Genomic DNA, 17,061 nt, shown 5'->3' on the forward strand with positions numbered 1-17,061 from the left:
CTCAGGCAGGCTCTGCCACGGTGTTGGTCACCGAACCGATGCGGTCGATGGTGAGGGTGACCTCGTCGCCCGGGGTGATCCAGCGGTCCAACTCGAGGCCGCACCCCATCGGCAGGGTGCCCGATGTGATCAGCTCGCCCGAGTGCAAATTCTCTGACTGACTTGCGTAGGCGACCACTTCGCCTGGGCTGTAACGCAATCCGTGGGTACTGGTGGACGACCACACCTCGCCGTTCACCCGCACGGTCGCCTCGAGCTGGTCGATCTCGGACAGCACCTCGTCGGCCGTGACCACCACGGACCCGATGGAACTACCGAATGTCTTGGTCTTGACCACGGGTCCGAAGACGCCGCGACGTTGCTCGTCCCACTGGACGTCACGCGCACTGAAGTCGTTGAACACGACGAACCCTCCGATGGCTGCCGCAGCTTTCTCCGGGGTGGCGTCGCGCACCGGATGGGCGATGATCATGCCGAACTCCAGCTCGAAATCGAGCTCGCTGCTGTATGCCGGCCACGGCATCGGTTCACCATCACCGATCACCGTGAGGTGATTGCCGGTGTAGTAGACGGGATGGTCGTAGAAAGCGGAATTGGGTCGCAGCGGCGGAAACACCCTGTGCGTCAACCGTTCATAGCCGCGGATCAGCGGGCGGGTCGCTGGCAGGTTACGTTGCACCAGACCGTGGGCGGCCTTGGTCCAGTGTTCCTCCCAGCCGAGGAAGCACCGCAGCGAACTCGGGTAATACGGGATCGACGGCGCCGGGTCGACGGCCACGCCGACCCCCTTGCGTGCAGCACGGTCCACGATGTCGATGACGGTGGCCCGAGACCGTTCGCCGGTCGCGAGCAGGGCGAGCAGATTTGCGGGCAGGTGGGACAGCTCGTCGAGTCGGCCGCGGGAATCGAGGGCTGCGCGCAGGCTGATCCACGTCTCGGTGGGCTCATGCAAGATGGCAAGCGATGCGGGGTCGGTGAGGCGGCGGATCTTCATCGGCTGCGTTCGCGTAACAGTTTCCCGGCATCCGCGAAGGCGCGGGCGCGGCGTCCGAAGGTGGGTGGAGCTGGTGCCTCGCCCTTCCACAGCCGGTAGAGGGTGCTCAGGTTCAGCACGATGCGCTCCGGGGAGTCCCAGTGCGCATACGGCCGAAAGTCGCTGCTGGTCAGGAGTGTTCGCGCGGCCTGGAGGGGAGACCGGCCCCCGTCGAACTGAGCACGCCCCTCTCGGTCGAGCCACGACCAGTAGTCGCGGAGCAGCTCGATCTCGGTACGCCCACAGATGGGGCCGTGGCCCGGAACGTACGTCGCCGCGTCGAGACCGAGCAGATGGTCGAGAGCATCTTGCCAATTGCTCAGTGGGCCATGCCAAATCACCGGTGTGGCCCCGATGAACAGCAGGTCGCCCGTGAACACCACCCCTGAGTCGGGTACATGGACGATGACGTCACCGGGCGTGTGGGCGGGACCCAGATCCCGCAGCAACACGGTGCGTCCGCCGACGATGATGGTGTCGGTGCCGGCGAATGTGTGGTCCGGGAGCCGGGGGACCCGGGTGGGAAGCGATGCCCCTCCGGTGACGCGGCTCATGTAGGAACCCAGTGCTCCGGCCGGCCCGGGCAGTGCCGATGCCACCGAACCGAGTTTCGAGAATCGTGCCACCGCCGCTGGTGGGGTGTCTTCCTTCATGGCGTGCAGGGCCGACGCCGCAGTGGTGATGCGCGCCGACGCCGGCAACGTGTCGTTTCCCCACCAGTGGTCACCGTCGGAATGGGTGTTGACTGCCTCTGTGATGGCTGCCGATCCGACGAGATCCGGCCAGGCCTGCGCGATCGACTCCGCCCGCGAGGTGTCCCAGACCGTGTCGATCACCATCGACGCGTCGTCACCCACCACCAGGCCTGTGTTGGTCTGGCCCCAGCCGCCGGGGAGATGCATGAAAGCATAAGTGCCACCGTCGATCTGGGTGAGGCTGTCTTGCCGAACTGGCATCGGTGGTCCTTGCGAGAGGCGGTGGTGGAGGCAGCAGTGCAATGACTCGACTGTACCGATCAGACCCCGGATCGCGCTGGTACTCGGCGACTACCCGAGCTCCGCCGGGCGATCGAGGAGATGAGACCTTCCACCGGACCGCGACCGTACCGGGCAAGCCATACGGTCGAGAATGCGACCGCGACCAGTACGAAGACGATCCAGGTGAGCAGCCCCTGCCATGGGTACAGGCCGTCGCGACCGCGCTCGGAGAACAGGCACAGGATGAAGATGGCCACAATGTGCGCGCTGTACACGGTGAGCACCATGGATCCGGTGGCGCGCAGCGGGAAACTGAACCGTCCGGGCCGTCGGCAGAGCAACAGGCACAGCCCGATGACCAGCATGCTGATCCCCGCCGAACCGAACACGTCGAACGGGGTGCCCGAATGTGGTTCGGCGCCCAGCATCGCCTGCAGGTCGGCCCATTCCCACAGGAAGTCTTCACCCGGGTTCTCCGAGGGTGCGTAGAACTGGGACGGTGGCTCGTGCGTTCCGTCGTCGAAACCGGACAACGCCGCAGACAGTGAGTACGAGGCCACGGCGATGCCGGCACCGAACCCCGCAAGTCGGCGGGCGACCATCGGCGACCGGAGATCCAATCGTCCGATGCCCAGTCCCAGCAGCAGATAGGCCGCCCAGATCAGCCCCGGGTATCCGCCGCTGATGAGGATGTCGGTCAGCGCGTTGAACGGAGATCCCCACGCCCCGAGTGCAGCGTGGATGATCGGCACCAGAAACGGCATGACCACTGCCACCACACCGGCCGCGACGAACAGCGTCGGCGGCGAGACCCGCAGCAACGGCAGCGAGACGACAAACAGGAAGCTGTACATCACCAAGATGATCAGGACCGGGGTGCCCAGCATCTGGAGCAGTCCGCCCAGCAAGAAGATGCAACATGCTCGAACCAGGAGTTGATGGCGCGCGACCACAAGCTGTTCGGCGTCGAGCGCGGTGGTGCCGCCGGTGACAAGGGCGATCGAGACCCCGGCCAACACCGCGAAGGTGACGGCCGAGTGGCCGTTGACCACCGAACCCCACGTCTCCGGTTCGGCCCATCGCAGGTCGCCGAGGTCGAGGATGTGCGCGGCGAACATGCCCAGTACCGCCAGGGCCCGCGCGATGTCGACGCCGGGTATGCGCGCCGATCGATTGGCCGTCATCCAATCATCTTCACTTACTGCGCGTGCCCGTGGTTTTCCGTAGACACCTAGCTGGGCCACTGTTAGCGTCCGCTGTCATGAGCAGCGACGCGCAGGACATTGCCGACCTCAGGCGGCAGGTGCAGCGACAGGGTGAACTGATCGACGACCTATACCGCAGGCTGGGCCTGGACGGGCCGCCGGCACCGGCGGCTCCGACCGCCGAGAACATTCCCCCTGAGATCGCCGACGCAATCCGGGCGGGGAAGATGCCACTGGCTCTGAAGCTCTGGCATCAGCGGACCGGGGTCAGTCTCTCGGAGGCCAAGGACCAGATCGACGCGTTCGCGCGCTCGATGCGCTAGCTGCGCCGTAGCGGTCCGGTGACTTCCTAGGCCCGCGACGCCGCGGCGGCCGACGACCCGGCATCGGTTCGCTGCACCGTGAACGGCTTGCTCATCACCAATGCGATGGTCACCACGGTGACGACGACAAAGACCGCGACCAGCACCACCACGGGGCCCGGGACATCGGACACAAAGAAGGCCGGAACGGCAGACAAGGCTGAGAGGAACCGGGTGACGACCACACCCCGGATGGCGTTGCGGCTGTGACGTTTCCAGGCCAAGGCCGCGAAAACGATGGTCAGCACCCCCATGATTGTGGTGAACACCAGCACGCCGATGGGTGGGCCCGCCGCGTCGTCTTCCGGGGCCGGCATGGCGAGGCTGATGATGTCGAGAACGCCCAGGACAACAGCAATTGCCAAGCCGATCTTGACCTTCTTGTTCAAATCGAGGGATGTGGTTGCAGAGTTCATCGTGGTGACCGATCGCTGAGAAGAGGATGTGACGGATCCAGGATGGGGCTCTGATCGCCACCGGTCATGGGGGTAGGCACCCAGAGCGCCGGGCAATCGCCGCGTGGTGAGGGGGTACAACACCTGGTCAAAGCCGCCGGGCGGGGTCAAACTCGTTCCCATGGTCTCAGTTCTCGTGGTCGACGACCACCCGGTGGTGCGTAGCGGGATCCGCGCGCTGCTGTCGTCGCTCGACGGCATCGAGGTGTGCGGTGAAGCCGAGTCGGGTGCGGCCGCGCTGAAGGAGGCCCATCTGCTGCGGCCAGATGTGGTGATCATGGACATCCAGATGCCCGGCGGCGACGGGATCGAGGCGACGCGCAGGATCTGCGCTGCACTACCGGACACGGCAGTGCTGGTCCTGACTATGTTCGAGGACCAGGCGACGGTACTGGCGGCCCTCGCGGCCGGCGCTCGGGGTTACCTGCTCAAAGGCGCCGGACAACAAGAAATCGAACACGCGTTGCATGCCGCAGCCGTCGGCGAGACGGTCTTCGGGCCCTCGGTCGCCCAGCTGCTGCTCGATGCCGCCGTCGGAACACAGCCGTCCCCGGCGAACGCTTTTCCTCAGCTCACCCCGCGTGAGCTTCAGATCCTCGACCGCATCGCACGCGGAGAGGCGAATGCGGCCATCGCCCGATCGTTCGACGTCGCCAACAAGACCGTCAGTAACCACATCTCGGCGATCTTCGCCAAACTGCGGGTTGCCACCCGCGCCGAGGCGATAGTGCTCGCCCGCGAACACGGTCTCGGTCGAAGCGCGGCCGGTGGCCCGTGATCGTCTCCGCGGGCGGACTGGCCGTGTCCATCGCGTCTGTGATCAGTGGCCTGTGGATGTTGTGGTGGATGCGCCGTCACGCCGATGGACCGGGATCGCCTGTGGTCGCTTCCGGGTTCGTGGCCTTCGGTGTGGTGCTCGGGACCACGCTGCTACTCGTGATCGTCGATGCCGGCCCCGACGACCTGCGGCGCGCCCTCGTTGCCGTCGCTCTCGGACTCGTCGCCCCACTGACGTTGTGTCTGTACCCCAGCCGGGACAGGTCGTCGGTCTCCGACCTCGCCGTCGTTCTCGTAGGGATCGCCGGCGCAGGCATCGTGGTCGGATCCTGGTGGACGCCGGTGCTGACCGTTGCCGTACCGGTCTCCGGCACGGTGCTGGTGGCTCTGGTGTGGTGGCGAACCGACAGGTCCACCGGGCGGGACCGACGGTGCATGCTCTGGCTGGTGACCGTGACCGCGACGGCTTTCCTCGTTCTCGGACACCTTCTCTTCTTCGCCGATTCTCCCGACGGAGAAGTCTTCCTCGTGATCGCCGCGCTGCTGGCTCCGACGGTGCCCCCGCTCCTGGCGCTCGGCATGACGGTGCCCGATGTGGTCGACATCAGGTTGCTGATCAGCTGGATCGTTTTGTACGCGGCGATGTTCGAGCTCACCGTTGCGGTGTTCTCGGCGGCGACGGTTCTCATCGAGGGAGCCTCGGGAACGCCGACGTCGCGGGCAACCGGAACGCTGATCGCGTTTGTGATCGCGGCGGCATTCGGGCCCGTCGCGGCCCGGCTCCGTGGGGTGGTGGACGAAGTGCTGTTCGGGAGCAGGGGAGACGCGGTACGGACGCTGTCGGGATTAGGTGAGAAGTTGTCGGCGGCAGGCGGTCCCGGCAACTGGGTGGTGTCACTGCAGGAGGCGATCGGTGTTCCGCGAATCGAACTGTGGGACAACGATCATTGCATCGCCGCTGCGGGATCCGGTGGTGCCGAGGAGTTCATCGTGACGTTGACCGCGGACGGGGATGAGGTCGGCCGCCTGGTGGTCGGGGTGCCTGCCGACTCACGCGGCCTGCACCCGCAGGTGCGATCGGTGCTGCAACTGGTGGCGGCGCCGTTGGCGCGTGCGCTGCAGGGAATCAGCCTGACCGCGGATCTGCGTGAGTCGCGCGGACAGGTTCTGACCGCACTGGAAGAAGAGCGCCGGCGTCTGCGTCGCGATCTCCACGACAGTCTCGGCCCCATTCTTACGGGGGTGGCCTTCACCACCGATGCGGCGCGTAACCACGCATCGACCGATTCGGCCGAGACGATTCGGTTACTGGATACGGTGCGCGCGGAGACGGCAGGCGCGATCGTCGAGATCCGCCGCCTTGTCGAAGGGCTGCGCCCTCCCGCGCTCGACGAGATGGGCTTGGTAGGTGCGGTGACACAGCGTGTTTCGCAATTGCGAACTGCCGATGGCGAACCGTTGATCGTGTCGGTGAATGCCCCTGGCAGGCTCCCTCAACTGCCCGCAGCTGTCGAGGTCGCGGCGTTTCGGATCATCGTCGAAGCCGTGAGCAACGTGGCGCGTCACTCGGGTTCGGCCTCGGCAACAGTCGAACTCGGCGTTGTCGGAGGCGAGTTGGAGGTGGCCGTGCGCGACGAAGGGCAGGCGGCCGACCACTGGATCCCGGGCACCGGCTTGCAGTCGATCCGCGAACGCGGTGAACAGCTGGGTGGGACGGTGACGATCCGATCAGACGGGGGCGGTGGCCTCGTGAGGGTGAGCATTCCCTTCGCGTGAAACCCGGACACCTGCGCTGACAGGCGTCCGAGTTGTAAGTTCAACCCCATGACCAACGCCACGGGCCCCACATCGCCCCGCACCAACGCCTTTGTCCCTCAGTCTTTTCCCGATCAACTCCGCAATGCCGTGCGGGCGGGGCTGATCGCCAGCGCCATCATCGGCATCATCATCGGGATCGTGGCCCTGGTGTGGCCGGAACCGACGTTGCTGGTTGTTGCCCTGCTGTTCGGGATCACGCTCATCTTCACCGGCGTGTACCGGCTGACCGTGGCGTTTTCGGCGAAGCTGCTGCCGACCTCCATGAGGGTGTTCTTCGGCATCATGGGTGCGATCGTCCTGATCGCGGGCATCATCTGCCTGTTCAACCCCGGTGAGTCGCTGGTGCTGCTGGCCATCGTGATCGGCGTGGGCTGGATCTTCCAGGGGGTGCAGGAAATTGCGGCCGGTTTGGCGGGTGCGCACTATGCGCCGAAGTGGTTCCTGATCGGGTCAGGTGCGTTCTCGGTGATCGCAGGCATCATCGTGCTGTTCCTGCCGGGCGCCGCGATCGCGACATTCCTCATCGTCGGCGCGATCCTGCTCGTGGTGGTCAGCGTGGTGACGCTGTTGACACTGCCGCGAGCGGCCCAGACCCCGAGCCAGACTCAGTAACCCGCTGCCCAGCCTCGCACGTCGGACACGTATTCCATCGAGTTGTTGTACCTGAGCACTGCGGCGACCTGCTGCTCGGGATCACGCAGATCGAGGCCGCCGTCGCACAGGTAGCGGCCGGTGGTCAGGGCGGCGTCGAACAGGTTCTGGGGATCGATCACGCCGTCGCCGTTGCCGTCCGCGGCGTACATCTTCCAGGTCTCGGGAAGGAACTGCATCGGCCCGACTGCGCGGTCGTAGTTGGGGTCGCCGTCGAGTTGACCGCCATCGGTGTCGTGGATGACGTTGTTCCCGGCGAGGCTGCCGTCGAGTACCGGGCCGAGGATGGGCGCGAGTAGCTCGCCGTTGTCGCCGGCCTTGCCGTTGTTCGCGTGGGTCGACTCGACTCGTCCGATTCCGGCGATCAGCTGCCACGAGATACCGCAACCCGGTAGTTCCTGCGCCAGCTTCGACCCGGCCGCGAAGTAGGCCTCGTAGTTGACCCGGGGGATCTGACCACTGGTGACGCTCGCGGGCACGACCTCGGGGGCCGGTGCCGGAGCGGGGGCAGGCGCGGCAATCTGGGCGACCGGCTCGACCACCGGAGCGGGAGCGGGAGCCGGCGTCGACGACTGCGGGGCCTGACGGGTCTCGGCCACCTGCTTGGTGGAGTCGGTCAGCTGGTGATCGGCCTCGGCGGTTGCTGCTGCGGTGACCAACCCGATGGGTACGAGAGCTGCCAGAGCGAAAGGTGAACGCGACTTTCTCTTCGGCGCTGAATGCTTACCCAATCGGGGACCTCCTGATACGGCCTTTGTCTAGGCCTTTTACGACCGCGCCGACGGTACCCGAAACACGGCGTTAACCGTTATCGATCCGTGACCAAATGGCCGCGACACCGGAGCGTGAACCCGGGTCTTCGCAGGTAAGCCGTTAGCAAATCGAAGTTTGTGATCCTCGCCATACGGTCGGGCGGACGAGCTTGCGGAACCGCGGTCGGTCAGAAGCCGCCGAAGTCGCCGCCACCGAAGTCCCCGCCTCCGAAGTCGCTGTTGCCGTAGTCCCCGCCACCGAAGTCATCCCCGGACGCGCTGTAATCGGTACCCGCATCGCCCGAATCGCCTGGGTCTCCCGGGTCGCCGGGGTCGGTACCGCCGTCACCTGCGTCGAGGCCGTCTTGGTAGCCGTCGCCATAACCGCTCTCGAAAGCTTGGGCGTCGTATCCGACGCCGGCCATGCCGCTGAACATGGCATTGAACAGCAGTACCGATCCCAGGCCCCAGGCGCCGGCGACCAGGGCCGGCTTCCACCACGGCTCGGAATACCAGCCGGCGGGGACTGGGCGGCCGGCGACGCGTCCGCCGGGGAAGTAGTTCGGTGTCTGGTCTGACGGCTGGGGTGACGCGGCAACCCGGCGACCTTCGTACTCGATCTCCCGTTTCTCGCTGACTTCACCCGAACTCTTCTGGCCCACCAGCGTGCCGATCTCGGGTCCCGGGTCCATGTTCATCGCGACCCGGGCGGCTCGTACGTAGTAAAGACCTTCCAGTGCAGTCTGTTTGGCGAGTTCGGCTTGCTTGGGTGTGGTCGCCTGCTCGATCTGGGACCCGGCTGCGTTGAAACGTTCGGACGCGTCGGCAAGTGCGGACTTGGCCGGTTCATTGGAGCCGACGAGGTTGTAGACCTGGCCGCCGAGTCGCTCGATCGCTTGTCTCGCATCGGCTTTCGCGTCGGCAAGGATGGTTTCGTCGGCGCGACGCCGAGTCGAGCCCTGGTTGCGGGCGAGCGCGACGATGCCGATCACCACAACGATCACCGCGATCAGCAGGATCAATTCCATCGGGGGCCTCTCGATCGTGACGAACTAGCACTTCCAGGCTACTGATGTCAGTTGTTCCCACTGATGGCACGAATTACTCTCCGATTCGCTACCTTGAGGTCCATGTCGGTAGCGGAGCAGATGGTCAGGGACGAGCGCGCAACAACCGAGGAGGCCATCGCGGTGTTCGACGCCGCCGAGCCCGTCGAGACAGATTTCATGATCGGCACCTGGCGCGGCGCGGAAGTGCAGACCGGTCACCCGATGGACGGCATGCTCGTCGCCAGTGGCTGGTGGGGCAAGCAGTTCGTCGACGGGGAGACCGTGCACCCCTTGTTGTTCCCGACCGCGGACGGCAAGGCTCTGTGGGCGCTGGACCCCAAGCGTCTCCCGGTGAGCGTGCTGCTCAACGCCCCGTTGCCGTCGCTGGAGAACCGCTCACTCGGCGGACTGGTGAACGCCGCACGCCCGTTGTTGCAGACCAAGAAACCGAAGGCCAGGTTGCGGACAACGCAGTACCGCGGCGTCGACACCGCGACGATGGTCTATGACGCGCAGCCGATCAACGACATCTTCCGTCGCGTCTCCGACGACACGGTGCTCGGGCTGATGGACCTGCGCGGCTCGGCCAAGCCCTACTTCTTCTCGCTACGCCGAGACGATTCGCTGCCAGTCCGCGCGAACCGCCGCTGAGCGAATCTCAGAGCCGGTGGAGATCGGTTCTGAGCAACATCACGTTGTAGTCCGACCAGCGCGAGGCCGTGAAGTAGAGATACCGGCCATCGGACGCCGGGTGGATGTACGGCGCGTAGATGCCGCCCGTGGTCTGCGCGAGATTGAGAAGGGTCTTCGCGTCGCTCCAGGGTCCTTCGGGTCGATCAGCAGTGCGAAGCACCAGTCGCCCCTGCGATTCGATGCCGTGCAGCATCACATACTTCTTCAGGTGCTCGTTCCATGCCACCGACATCTCGCTGACGGGTGCGGGAGCAATCGCCTTCAGGTCACCCATCGTGTCCGGCCAGTGATCGGCCGGGTTATTGGAGTAGTACTCGTACTTCGTGAGGTCGAGGATGTCGGCGGCCTTGACCCGGGCGAGGTACACGGCTCCGTAGCGGCCGTTGGGAGTGCCGTACTGGTAGATGAAACCGTCGTTGCCGCGCAGGTACGCGCCCATCTGGAACTTGCTGTTGTCGGCGTGGAGTTGTTCGACACCCTCGATGGTGACCCCGGAGTTCACCCGGACGGTCCCGAGTTCGGGAGCCCAGGTCTGGCCGTTGTCCCGCGAGACCGCGATCGCCGAATAGTTGGTGTCCCAGTGACCGGGGTTTCCCCACGCGCGGACAGACATGTAATTGATGTACTGCGTGTCCCCGACCGAGATCGCGGCGGTCGGGATCGTCGTGATCTCCACGGCGGGCAGGTCCAAGGCGTCGATGATCTGTTGCGAGAACCGCGGGCGTTCGGCGGTGACAACCGAACCCGACCGCCGGTTGCCGGGTGCGGGGTCCGGGACCGAGATCCCGTCGGCGAGGTTGACGTCGTCCGAACGCAGGAGCACGTTGTGCCGCCATTCCTGAGCTGCGGCACCACAATCGCCGAAGGTGTCACCGAAGGCCATCAGCGTCTGTCCTGACCCGTTGTCCCAGCTGATCCCGAGGTCGGTGCCGGAAATACCGAAGCGGTCGAGGGTGCGGTTGTCGCTGCGAGGGCCGGTGACCCAGGAGACGGCCTGCGTGTTGCCTCCGACGATGGTCGGGAGCGGTCCCTGCGGCCCGGCGTCGACGTTCCCCGTTCCGCTGCTGCTGCCGAAGTCACCGATCCCCGGGATCAGGCTCGAACCGTTGCCACCCTGATTTCCGCACGGTGCCGCAGTTGCCGGCGCAGCCAGCGCCATTGTTGCGGCCGCGGTGAGCGCCACCACGATCGACCCGATCGTTGCCGAGCGGAGGGTGGGCATGTGGCTGCTCCTAGCGTGAAACCAAAGTGGCGTAAGTGACTGATGTGGTCACGAAGACTCACTGTTCCACACGTCCACCGGAAGTCGCGTCTCGCTTCCGCAACGATTCGCCCGAGCCCGTCAGATCAGCTCGGCGGCCCCCCTCAGGTCTGCGACCAGCGCATCAAAACCTTGCGCGCGGTCCTCGGACGGCCCCCGCAACAGCGCGGACGGGTGAATGGTGGCGACAACACGCGTCGGCGCCGTGACACCCGAGAGCGCGCCGTCGGTACCCAGATCGAACACCTCGCCGCGGTGCTCGGTGAGCCGAAAGCTGGTGCCCAGCAACGTTTGGGCGGCCGTGGCACCGAGGCAGACCACTACCTCCGGCCGCACGGTCTCGATCTCGGCCGTGAGCCACGGTGTGCAGGCGACGATCTCGGTTCGTCCCGGCTTCTTGTGGATCCGGCGTTTGCCGCCGTCGGCGCGGGTGAACTTGAAGTGCTTCACCGCATTGGTGACGTAGGTGGTCGTTCGATCGATGTCCGCTGCGGCCAGCGCCTTGTCCAGCAACTTGCCCGCCGGACCCACAAAAGGTGCTCCGGCCCGGTCTTCCTGATCCCCGGGTTGCTCGCCGACGAACATGATGCGGGCGCGGGCCGACCCGGCACCGAACACGGTTTGATCGGCGTCCTGATAGAGGTCGCATCCGCGACAGCCGCGTGCGGCGTCCGCTAGTACCTTCAGGTCGTGGGTGTCTGGGACGAACTCCTGAGCACCTGGCGCTTTCATCGCAACCGAATACCCACATCAATCGGGAGGAACACGTCGTGATCGCCGACATCGCAGACCTGCTGGCTCATGTGGCGCGTCTGCGTGAAGGGCGTGAACGGATCATCATCGGTGTGGTCGGGGAGCCGGGTAGCGGTAAGAGCACCGTTTCCCAGGCGCTGATCGACCGGCTGGATTCGGCGGCGGTCACCGTGCCGATGGACGGCTTTCATCTGGCGAACAACGAACTGCAGCGTCTCGGACGGGCCGACCGGAAAGGCGCGATCGACACCTTCGACGCACACGGATTCGTCAACCTCGTGCAGCGTCTGCGGGCGCGGGCCGAGTCTGTGGTCTACGCGCCCGACTACGTCCGCGATATCGAGGAAGCCATCGCCGGGGCCATCGCCATCCCCAGCGATACGCCGGTGATCATCACCGAGGGCAACTACCTCCTGGCGCAGGACGAACCGTGGAACCGTCTTCGCGAACTCGTCGACGAGATCTGGTATCTCGACACACCCGCGGATGTCCGGGTGGAACGACTCATCAAGCGGCACATCCGTTTCGGGAAGACTCCAGACCACGCGAGGCAGTGGGCACTCGGGCCGGATGAAACCAACGCGCAGTTCATCCGAGACACCCGCAAAGCCGCGGATCAGACGATCGACGTGCTCGCGTTCAGTCGCTCTCTGTGAGCGATCGGGCGCGGGGACGGGTCAGCGAGTAATCCGCCAGGTTTGGGGTACTGAGATAACTCTTCAGAGTCGCCAGATCGAACGGCCACAGATCGACACTGCCGTCCTCCTTGAAGTACCAGCTCTGGCACCCGGTGTTCCACACCGTCGGTTCCAGCGCCCTGCGCACCTCGGCGTTGAATCGATCGGTGGCAGAGGTGGTCACCTCGACGGTGGCCATCTCGCCGCGGGCATGCCTCTCGATCCACGCCACGATGTGGTCGCACGTCAATTCCGCTGCCGTCTGCAGGTGGATACTGCCCACCGGACTGTTGGGTCCGAGGATGGTGAAGAAGTTCGGGAAGCCGGTGATGCTTGTCATCGCGAACGCATGCGGACCCGAGTCCCAGGCTTGGTCGATGGTGATGCCGTCGCGGCCGGTTACCGACATCGGCCGCATGTAGTTGTGGGCTCGGAATCCGGTGGCCAGAACGATCGCGTCGAGATCGTGATGCCTCCCGTCGACGGTGACGATGCCGGTGGGGTCGACATGATCGATCCGATCGGTGATCACTTCCACGTTGGGGCGTGAGATGGCCCGAAAGTAGTTGCCCGACAACACCTGTCGTTTACACAACGGCTGATAGTCGGGCCGGAGACGCTCGCGGAGTTCCCTGTCGCGGATCAGGTACAGGCAGAGCCGCGCGTAGGTCTGGACGGCGGTGCGTTTGAACCCCGGATGGATGGTGAGGTCGGTGAACAGTGCGCTGGCCCGCACGGAAGCCCGGTACGAGGCCTGCGCGGCGGACGGAAACCGGTTGAACAAAGCCGTCAAGAATTTCGGCTGCCGCACTGTGGTGGGCGCCCACAACACCCACTGAGGTGTGCGCTGAAAGACCGCGAGTGATCGGACGGTCGGGGCCAACGCCCCGGTGAGCTGCACGCCGGTGGATCCGCCGCCGATGACGGCGACCCGCTTGCCGGCGGTCTCGAGGTCGGGGTCCCACCGAGCGGTGTGCACCACCTTGCCGGTGAAGTCGTCGAGACCGGGGATGTCGGGTGTGTTCGGGTGATGGAGAACGCCGGTGGCCGCGACGACGAAGTCTGCGGTGAGCCGGTCGCCGGCAGCGGTGTCGACATGCCATCGACCATCGCGGAAGCACGCGCCGGTGACCTCGGTGTCGAGCCGTATGTGCGGCCAGAGGTCGTGGGTGTCGGCAACGTCGCGGTGGTAGCGGTGAATATCGTCTCGCGCCGAGAAGACCTTCGGCCAGTCGGTCTTGTTCTGGAACGAATAGCGGTACAGCAGCGATGGCACGTCGCACGCCAGCCCTGGGTAGCGGTTCCAAAACCACACCCCGCCAACGTCACTGCCCTTCTCCAGGATGGTGAAGTCGTCGAAACCGGCTGCCTTGAGCTTGACTCCCATCGCGAGTCCGGACATGCCCGCACCGATCACCACGACGCGGGGGTTGCTCACCCCACCGCGCATCTACGTGCCATCGATCTGGAAACCCACCTTGCGAAAGTACTCTTCGAAACCCTCGATGTGGTCACCGAGGTGATGCAGCAGCTTCGCGGTGTCGTGTTCCCACTGTGTGGTCTTGAGTCCTTGGATCTCCACCGCCCATGGCAGTACGGCCCGGCCACCATCGGCCACCACGTAGGTGAACCGGTCGACGAGAGCGCCGCACCAGAAGAAGTCGGCGAAGGCGAGACGAACCCGGCTGTCCGACAGCACCTTCGACCATTCGTACGTGCGGTCGTGCGCGCGTTCGCCGTGATGTTCGAAGTCCAGGCTCATGCCCCAGCCCACCGTGAGGCTGATGTCGGGCTTATACGACGCCGTGGCGTAGTGGGTGTTGACTTCGAGGCGGTAACCGTCTTTCGAAACGGTCCCGGCGAGCCAATCGTGATAGCTCGGGCCCTGGTGTTTGATCACGTACCAGTCGTCGGGGTCGGAGGCCTGGACGATGCGCCGGAACTCATCGAGTCTCACTGCGCGTTGCCCGCTCTACTTTCCCTCGTCCGACAGTCGGGCGAGGTTGCTCTTGGCTTCCTCGAGTACCTGATTCGCTTCGGCGTCGGGCTCGGACAGGGCATTGCCCTTCTCGCGCAGGTCATCGATGAAGCGTTGTGTCTGATCGGCCAGTTCGGTACTCCCGTGGTCGAGCGCACGCTGCCGCGTCCGTTCCGCCTCTTCGATGAGAGCTGTGATTTCTGGATGCAAAGTCATGTTCACGATGGTTCCACAGAGCGTGCACCTGTTCCGGCGGATCGCCGAATAGGTTATCGATCCATCGCGCTGGGTAGTCGGAGGCAAGGCAACGGTGTCACCGCGGAGGCGTCGTTGATCAGGCGCCCCCGGTTTCACAACATATGGCGGGGGCGCCGCCTTGTGTGGTTGTCCACGTCCGAACTACCGGGCGCCCGACGGATGGTCGTTCTCGACCAACTGGAGAGCGATCTCGTAGAGACGGATGTTCGATTCCTGAGACAGCTTGCGTAACAGGTCGAATGCCTGGATGGCGTTGACGCTGTAGCGCTCCATGATCATGCCTTTGGCCTGCCCGATGGTGTCGCGGCTGGCCAGCGCGCTGCGGAACTGTTCGCCTCGCTGCAATGCGCCCCAGACCGTCGCCGCATGTGCGGCGAAGATGTAGCCGAGGTCGCGTGATTCCTGGTCGAAGGCGCCGGGGTCGTCGGAGTACAGATTCAAGGCACCGACTGCGTCGCGGGTGGTGAAGAGCTGAAATGCGGCAATGGATCTGATCGGTGTCTGCACCAAGGCGTCTGTGCAGAACAGTGGCCACCTGGTCTCGTCCATCAGGTCGTTCACGTGGTAGCTCTCGTGCTCGACGGCAGCATCGAAGCACGGGCCCTGATGGTACTTCTGCTGCAGCGCGTCGAGAACGCGGGGGTACTCGTCCGTGGCGGCCGGGGTAACAACGCCCTTGTCCTGCCTCGACACCACCGTGATCCCGGCATAGCGTGCGCCCGGGATGTGGTCTACCGCGTTGTGGATCAATTCATTGAGCGCGGTTGCCGAGTTGCTGGGCAGATGCTCGCTCATCTCGCGGGCCAATTCGGCGATCCGCTTGTAGGCATTGTTGTTTTCGGTGCTCATTGCTTGAGCTCCATCCGCTCGCCACCGAGCAAGATGCACGATATTGAACAAAGTGTAGTCCTGTTGTCTACATCGAGACAGTGAACGCGACTTCACCAAGATCGGCCCCGTGGGACTGCTTCGAGGGCATATTTCCCTCGGGTGGCGCTACCGGGGATGAAGTTGGTGCTCAGCCGCTTTTCTGGAGGTCCTCACGTACGAGACAGATGTTTGCCAGATCGTCTAGGGGCAAGGCTAGTACCCGGGCCAGAGCGGCGATGGTGGTGAACGCCGGCGTCGGCATCCGGCCGGTCTCGATCTTCCGCAGTGTTTCCGGCGATATGGCCGCTTCTTGTGCGACCTCGATGAGAGTGCGCTCGCCTCTCGCCTGGCGCAGGTATGCGCCCAGGCGCTGGCCGGTGGCGACTTGGGCAGGAGTCAACGGGAGGCGAACCATGCGGCGAGTCTACCTGGCCCGGTATGAAAATACCGGACCGACGGCTACGCTGGTATTTAAATACCGGGAGTGCGTTGGTGAGAGGATATCTGTGCTGGAACTGAAGACGCCGCGAGAGATCGAGGCAATGCGTGTCACCGGGTTGTTCATCGCCGAACTGCTCGATGACCTCGCCGGGCGTGCTGCCCCGGGGGTGAACCTCCTTGATCTCGAACACCGTGCCCGTCACCTGATCGACGAGCGCGGCGCCACCTCGTGCTACTGGGACTACTCGCCGTCGTTCGGCCGCGGGCCGTTCCGCAACGTCATCTGCTTGTCGGTCAATGACGCTGTGCTGCATGGGTTACCGCATGACTACGTGCTGCGCGATGGCGATCTGCTGAGCATGGACATCGCGGTGTCGATCGACGGGTGGGTTGCCGATTCGGCGCGGAGCCTGATCGTCGGTACCCCGCGTCCTGAGGATGAGCGGCTCATCGAGGCCACCGAAACGGCGCTGGCAGCAGGGATCGCCGCCGCGGTCATCGGCAACCGCCTGGGGGACATCTCGGCCGCAATCGGCGGCGTGGCAACAGATTTCGGATATCTCGTGAACACCGAGTTCGGTGGTCATGGCCTCGGGCGCACCATGCATGAAGATCCCCATGTGTCGAATGTCGGACGGGCAGGACGGGGTCTCAAGTTGAAGCCCGGCCTCACTCTCGCGCTCGAACCGTGGCTGGCGCAGGGCACCGACAAGATCGTCTATGACAAAGACGGGTGGACCATTCGTTCGGCCGATGGGTCACGCACCGCTCACAGTGAACACACGATTGCTGTGACCGACTATGGGCCGGTGATCCTGACGAGTCTGGGTCGGGATAGGACTTCTGTGAAGTAGGGGGAGGGCGCTTGCCGCTTGGTGGAGCCGATGACGGGAATCGAACCCGCGTATGCAGCTTGGGAAGCTGCCGTTCTGCCATTGAACTACATCGGCGTGCGGCGTTGGCCGCGAGAGCGATGTTAACAGGCGTGCCCGGCAGTGGTGGTCAGCGCTCGGTCTGACGGATTGTCAGACCTCGAACGTATGATCGAATC

20 protein-coding genes and 1 tRNA gene are annotated in these 17,061 nt (G+C 64.8%); 7 read left to right on the forward strand and 14 right to left on the reverse strand.

Annotation, left to right across the window (positions count from 1 at the left end; translation table 11 throughout):
- Position 1: 1 nt before the first annotated feature.
- Genes KXR83_RS20275 through KXR83_RS20285 form a run of 3 tightly spaced genes read right to left on the reverse strand, consistent with a single transcriptional unit; the run spans position 2 to position 3,194 of the window.
- Complete coding sequence (locus KXR83_RS20275) at positions 2 to 994, reverse strand: fumarylacetoacetate hydrolase family protein (protein ID WP_437426357.1); 993 nt, start codon at positions 992 to 994, stop codon at positions 2 to 4.
- Positions 991 to 1,989 carry an MBL fold metallo-hydrolase gene (locus tag KXR83_RS20280; protein ID WP_437426358.1) on the reverse strand — a complete coding sequence of 333 codons (999 nt, stop codon included), beginning with the start codon at positions 1,987 to 1,989 and terminating at the stop codon, positions 991 to 993. Before KXR83_RS20280 ends, KXR83_RS20275 begins: the two co-directional genes overlap by 4 nt.
- A gap of 59 nt (positions 1,990 to 2,048) precedes the next feature.
- Complete coding sequence (locus KXR83_RS20285) at positions 2,049 to 3,194, reverse strand: DUF418 domain-containing protein (RefSeq protein ID WP_437426359.1); 1,146 nt, start codon at positions 3,192 to 3,194, stop codon at positions 2,049 to 2,051.
- Positions 3,195 to 3,271: 77 nt separating this feature from the next.
- Between KXR83_RS20285 and KXR83_RS20290 the strand changes: the two genes are divergently transcribed.
- Positions 3,272 to 3,538, forward strand: coding sequence for a hypothetical protein (locus KXR83_RS20290; protein ID WP_437426360.1), 267 nt, complete (start codon positions 3,272 to 3,274; stop codon positions 3,536 to 3,538).
- Positions 3,539 to 3,564: 26 nt separating this feature from the next.
- Here the strand turns inward: KXR83_RS20290 and KXR83_RS20295 are convergent, their stop codons facing one another.
- Entirely contained in the window at positions 3,565 to 3,993 is a 429-nt protein-coding gene (locus KXR83_RS20295; RefSeq protein ID WP_437426361.1) for a hypothetical protein, read from the reverse strand.
- Between the two features lie 160 nt (positions 3,994 to 4,153).
- On the opposite strand from KXR83_RS20295, the gene KXR83_RS20300 reads away from it, so the two are divergent.
- Genes KXR83_RS20300 through KXR83_RS20310 form a run of 3 tightly spaced genes read left to right on the forward strand, consistent with a single transcriptional unit; the run spans position 4,154 to position 7,239 of the window.
- Positions 4,154 to 4,810 carry a response regulator gene (locus tag KXR83_RS20300; protein ID WP_437426362.1) on the forward strand — a complete coding sequence of 219 codons (657 nt, stop codon included), beginning with the start codon at positions 4,154 to 4,156 and terminating at the stop codon, positions 4,808 to 4,810.
- On the forward strand, positions 4,807 to 6,585 hold the full coding sequence (locus tag KXR83_RS20305; protein ID WP_437426363.1) for a sensor histidine kinase: 1,779 nt from the start codon (positions 4,807 to 4,809) through the stop codon (positions 6,583 to 6,585). The genes KXR83_RS20300 and KXR83_RS20305 overlap by 4 nt, the downstream gene beginning before the upstream one ends.
- A 48-nt stretch (positions 6,586 to 6,633) precedes the next feature.
- Complete coding sequence (locus KXR83_RS20310) at positions 6,634 to 7,239, forward strand: HdeD family acid-resistance protein (protein WP_437426364.1); 606 nt, start codon at positions 6,634 to 6,636, stop codon at positions 7,237 to 7,239.
- Here KXR83_RS20310 and KXR83_RS20315 read toward each other — a convergent pair.
- Together KXR83_RS20315 and KXR83_RS20320 are read right to left on the reverse strand one after the other, a co-directional pair.
- Positions 7,233 to 8,009 (reverse strand): lytic transglycosylase domain-containing protein, encoded by a 777-nt coding sequence (locus tag KXR83_RS20315; protein ID WP_317712211.1) that lies wholly within the window; start codon positions 8,007 to 8,009, stop codon positions 7,233 to 7,235. The two genes, KXR83_RS20310 and KXR83_RS20315, sit on opposite strands and share 7 nt — an antisense overlap.
- 209 nt (positions 8,010 to 8,218) lie before the next feature.
- Positions 8,219 to 9,058 (reverse strand): DUF1542 domain-containing protein, encoded by an 840-nt coding sequence (locus tag KXR83_RS20320; RefSeq protein ID WP_437426365.1) that lies wholly within the window; start codon positions 9,056 to 9,058, stop codon positions 8,219 to 8,221.
- 102 nt (positions 9,059 to 9,160) lie between these two features.
- On the opposite strand from KXR83_RS20320, the gene KXR83_RS20325 reads away from it, so the two are divergent.
- Positions 9,161 to 9,730, forward strand: coding sequence for a DUF4334 domain-containing protein (locus tag KXR83_RS20325; protein WP_437426366.1), 570 nt, complete (start codon positions 9,161 to 9,163; stop codon positions 9,728 to 9,730).
- 7 nt (positions 9,731 to 9,737) lie between these two features.
- On the opposite strand, the gene KXR83_RS20330 is transcribed toward KXR83_RS20325, so the two are convergent.
- Positions 9,738 to 10,994, reverse strand: a complete 1,257-nt coding sequence (locus KXR83_RS20330) for a DUF4185 domain-containing protein (RefSeq protein ID WP_317712208.1) — start codon at positions 10,992 to 10,994, stop codon at positions 9,738 to 9,740.
- Between the two features lie 120 nt (positions 10,995 to 11,114).
- A complete protein-coding gene (locus KXR83_RS20335) occupies positions 11,115 to 11,765 on the reverse strand; it encodes a UdgX family uracil-DNA binding protein (protein WP_437426367.1) in 651 nt (216 codons plus the stop codon).
- A 38-nt stretch (positions 11,766 to 11,803) separates the two neighbouring features.
- Between KXR83_RS20335 and KXR83_RS20340 the strand changes: the two genes are divergently transcribed.
- Positions 11,804 to 12,442 carry a nucleoside/nucleotide kinase family protein gene (locus KXR83_RS20340; RefSeq protein ID WP_317712206.1) on the forward strand — a complete coding sequence of 213 codons (639 nt, stop codon included), beginning with the start codon at positions 11,804 to 11,806 and terminating at the stop codon, positions 12,440 to 12,442.
- Here KXR83_RS20340 and KXR83_RS20345 read toward each other — a convergent pair.
- From KXR83_RS20345 to KXR83_RS20365, 5 genes are all read right to left on the reverse strand, one after another.
- Positions 12,426 to 13,913 carry a flavin-containing monooxygenase gene (locus KXR83_RS20345; RefSeq protein WP_317712205.1) on the reverse strand — a complete coding sequence of 496 codons (1,488 nt, stop codon included), beginning with the start codon at positions 13,911 to 13,913 and terminating at the stop codon, positions 12,426 to 12,428. The genes KXR83_RS20340 and KXR83_RS20345 overlap by 17 nt on opposite strands.
- Positions 13,914 to 14,420, reverse strand: coding sequence for a hypothetical protein (locus KXR83_RS20350; protein WP_023960101.1), 507 nt, complete (start codon positions 14,418 to 14,420; stop codon positions 13,914 to 13,916).
- Positions 14,421 to 14,435: 15 nt separating this feature from the next.
- Positions 14,436 to 14,657, reverse strand: coding sequence for a hypothetical protein (locus KXR83_RS20355; RefSeq protein WP_030175790.1), 222 nt, complete (start codon positions 14,655 to 14,657; stop codon positions 14,436 to 14,438).
- A 183-nt stretch (positions 14,658 to 14,840) separates the two neighbouring features.
- Positions 14,841 to 15,548, reverse strand: coding sequence for a GAF and ANTAR domain-containing protein (locus tag KXR83_RS20360; protein WP_317712204.1), 708 nt, complete (start codon positions 15,546 to 15,548; stop codon positions 14,841 to 14,843).
- 169 nt (positions 15,549 to 15,717) lie between these two features.
- A complete protein-coding gene (locus tag KXR83_RS20365; protein WP_030175798.1) occupies positions 15,718 to 15,984 on the reverse strand; it encodes a helix-turn-helix domain-containing protein in 267 nt (88 codons plus the stop codon).
- A gap of 91 nt (positions 15,985 to 16,075) precedes the next feature.
- Between KXR83_RS20365 and map the strand changes: the two genes are divergently transcribed.
- On the forward strand, positions 16,076 to 16,864 hold the full coding sequence (gene map, locus KXR83_RS20370; protein ID WP_437426368.1) for a type I methionyl aminopeptidase: 789 nt from the start codon (positions 16,076 to 16,078) through the stop codon (positions 16,862 to 16,864).
- A gap of 22 nt (positions 16,865 to 16,886) precedes the next feature.
- Here the strand turns inward: map and KXR83_RS20375 are convergent.
- Positions 16,887 to 16,960, reverse strand: a tRNA-Gly gene (locus KXR83_RS20375).
- Positions 16,961 to 17,061: the final 101 nt, after the last annotated feature.

The sequence above is a fragment of the Williamsia muralis genome, from assembly GCF_051487485.1.
GTDB classification, from domain to species: domain Bacteria; phylum Actinomycetota; class Actinomycetes; order Mycobacteriales; family Mycobacteriaceae; genus Williamsia; species Williamsia muralis_B.

Coding starts and splice junctions, on each gene's coding strand:
- KXR83_RS20275 (WP_437426357.1), bottom strand. CDS start 994: ATGAAGATCCGCCGCCTCACCGACCCCGCATCGCTTGCCATCTTGCAT.
- KXR83_RS20280 (WP_437426358.1), bottom strand. CDS start 1,989: ATGCCAGTTCGGCAAGACAGCCTCACCCAGATCGACGGTGGCACTTAT.
- KXR83_RS20285 (WP_437426359.1), bottom strand. CDS start 3,194: ATGACGGCCAATCGATCGGCGCGCATACCCGGCGTCGACATCGCGCGG.
- KXR83_RS20290 (WP_437426360.1), top strand. CDS start 3,272: ATGAGCAGCGACGCGCAGGACATTGCCGACCTCAGGCGGCAGGTGCAG.
- KXR83_RS20295 (WP_437426361.1), bottom strand. CDS start 3,993: ATGAACTCTGCAACCACATCCCTCGATTTGAACAAGAAGGTCAAGATC.
- KXR83_RS20300 (WP_437426362.1), top strand. CDS start 4,154: ATGGTCTCAGTTCTCGTGGTCGACGACCACCCGGTGGTGCGTAGCGGG.
- KXR83_RS20310 (WP_437426364.1), top strand. CDS start 6,634: ATGACCAACGCCACGGGCCCCACATCGCCCCGCACCAACGCCTTTGTC.
- KXR83_RS20320 (WP_437426365.1), bottom strand. CDS start 9,058: ATGGAATTGATCCTGCTGATCGCGGTGATCGTTGTGGTGATCGGCATC.
- KXR83_RS20325 (WP_437426366.1), top strand. CDS start 9,161: ATGTCGGTAGCGGAGCAGATGGTCAGGGACGAGCGCGCAACAACCGAG.
- KXR83_RS20330 (WP_317712208.1), bottom strand. CDS start 10,994: ATGCCCACCCTCCGCTCGGCAACGATCGGGTCGATCGTGGTGGCGCTC.
- KXR83_RS20335 (WP_437426367.1), bottom strand. CDS start 11,765: ATGAAAGCGCCAGGTGCTCAGGAGTTCGTCCCAGACACCCACGACCTG.
- KXR83_RS20345 (WP_317712205.1), bottom strand. CDS start 13,913: ATGCGCGGTGGGGTGAGCAACCCCCGCGTCGTGGTGATCGGTGCGGGC.
- KXR83_RS20355 (WP_030175790.1), bottom strand. CDS start 14,657: ATGACTTTGCATCCAGAAATCACAGCTCTCATCGAAGAGGCGGAACGG.
- KXR83_RS20360 (WP_317712204.1), bottom strand. CDS start 15,548: ATGAGCACCGAAAACAACAATGCCTACAAGCGGATCGCCGAATTGGCC.
- KXR83_RS20365 (WP_030175798.1), bottom strand. CDS start 15,984: ATGGTTCGCCTCCCGTTGACTCCTGCCCAAGTCGCCACCGGCCAGCGC.